At 70.2% G+C, this 1,724-nt stretch carries 2 protein-coding genes; one reads left to right on the top strand and one right to left on the bottom strand.

Going from position 1 to position 1,724, the window contains the following annotated elements; genetic code table 11:
- Window positions 1-425: 425 nt before the first annotated feature.
- Window positions 426-875, bottom strand: coding sequence for a carboxymuconolactone decarboxylase family protein (locus ABZ641_RS36085; protein WP_359988692.1), 450 nt, complete (start codon window positions 873-875; stop codon window positions 426-428).
- A gap of 75 nt (window positions 876-950) precedes the next feature.
- Between ABZ641_RS36085 and ABZ641_RS36080 the strand changes: the two genes are divergently transcribed.
- Window positions 951-1,724 (top strand): LysR family transcriptional regulator (locus ABZ641_RS36080; protein WP_359988690.1); only part of this gene is annotated, 774 nt, incomplete at its 3' end.

The following is a 1,724-nucleotide window of genomic DNA, read 5'->3' as shown; positions in this document are numbered from 1 at the left end:
TGGTCGTGTGCCCGGCCGGGCATCGGGCACGGCCCGGAAGCCGCCCCGGCGGGTGTGTTCGCCGGTGAGACGGAGACCGGTCGCGAGCGTGGTGCTGTCCGGTCCTGCCGGAGGCCGAGGTTGTCGGCAACGGCAACGGCGGCCACCCGGCGGCCGCCGCCGACGTCCTGCCGCAGGGCGGCCCTGGTGGCGAGGAGGCGCCGCGGGGTCTGCTGGATGTTCTCGGCCCTCCGATAGCAGAGCGGCCCGGCCCTGCCGATGTCGGCAGGGGGGTTCAATCTGTTGGCTCTGGCCCGACGCATGAGACCGGCGTGCCGGATTCGGCCGGTGGGCCGCACCGGCGGCCGGCCGTCCGGCATTGGTCCCGCGTTTTCGGGCAGTGGTTGGGCGTGGCCTTGTGCCGGTTCGTGGTGAGGGTGGGTGGATCAGCCCCAGGAGGTGCCGGCTGGCTCGCGGACCACGGAGTTGAGGCGGTTGAAGAAGTTGGTGACGCCGATCAGCAGGATCAGCGCGGAGAGCTGCTCCTCGTCGTAGTGGCCGCGCAGGCGGTCCCACAGTTCGTCGGGCACCGCGTCCTTGGAACGGTCGGCCAGTCTGGTGGCCCGTTCGGCGAGTTCGAGTGCGGCGCGTTCGGCGTCGGTGTAGAACGGGGCCTCCCGCCAGGCGGCGACCGCGGCGATCCGATCCTCGCTCTCGCCCGCCTTGCGCAGGTTCTGCACGTGGGCGTGGACGCAGGCGCTGCAGCCGTTGAGCTGGCTGGCGCGGAGCGCGACGATCTCCTGCAGCTCGTGCGTGATTCCGCCCTGGCCGACGGCCTTGATGATGCTGCCGATGCCCTTCATCGCGTCGGGCAGGACGAACGCGGGGTTCCTCATGCGTGGTTCCATGTCGTCCAGCCTTGCGGCGCACCGTCATCCGATCAACGTAAACTTCCGCGCTGATCGACAACCGTGGGGTTATCGGTCGAGGACACGGGGGGTGGAGTGGAATTCCGGGACATCGAGATCTTCCTGGTGCTCGCCGAGGAGTTGCACTTCGGCCGGGCCGCCGAGCGTCTGCGCGTATCCCAGGCACGAGTCAGCCAGGCCCTCAAGAAGCAGGAGCGCCGGATCGGTGCCGTGCTGTTCGAGCGCACCAGTCGTACGGTCCGGCTGACCGACGTCGGCCGGCAACTGCGCGACGATCTGCTGCCGGTGTACACGGGTCTGCACGAGTCGCTGGAGCGGGCCAGGATGGCCGGGCGGGGCGTGACCGGGCGGCTGCGGGTCGGCATGATGCCGTTCAACATCGTCGACCTGCACCACTACTGGCGTGCGTTCCGCAGGCGCCATCCCCGGTGGGAGCTGCAGATCAGACCGGCGCCGTACGCCGACCCGTTCGGCGCGCTGCGCGACGGCGACATGGACGTCTTCGTCGCCTGGCTTCCGGTGGAGGAAGCGGATCTGACCGTCGGTCCGGCACTGCTCACAGACCGTCGGGTGCTGGCCGTGGCCGACCACCACGAGCTCGCCGGGCGCGACACCGCGCCGCTGGAGGCGTTCGCGGATTTCGCGCACGCCACCACCACCGGTGTTCCGGGCTACTGGGAGGACAGCTACCTGCCCTTCCACACTCCGCGCGGCCGTGCCATCGAGCGTCCCCATCTGGTGCGAGGCCCGGACGAGTTGATCAGCCTGATCTCGATGGGCGACATCGTGCAGACCTTCCCCGGCCACGTGACCCGG

It is taken from the genome of Kitasatospora sp. NPDC007106 (assembly GCF_040634455.1).
Lineage (GTDB): Bacteria > Actinomycetota > Actinomycetes > Streptomycetales > Streptomycetaceae > Kitasatospora > Kitasatospora arboriphila.
Note: the sequence above shows the minus strand (reverse complement) of the source record. Positions and strands in the feature narration are given on the sequence as shown.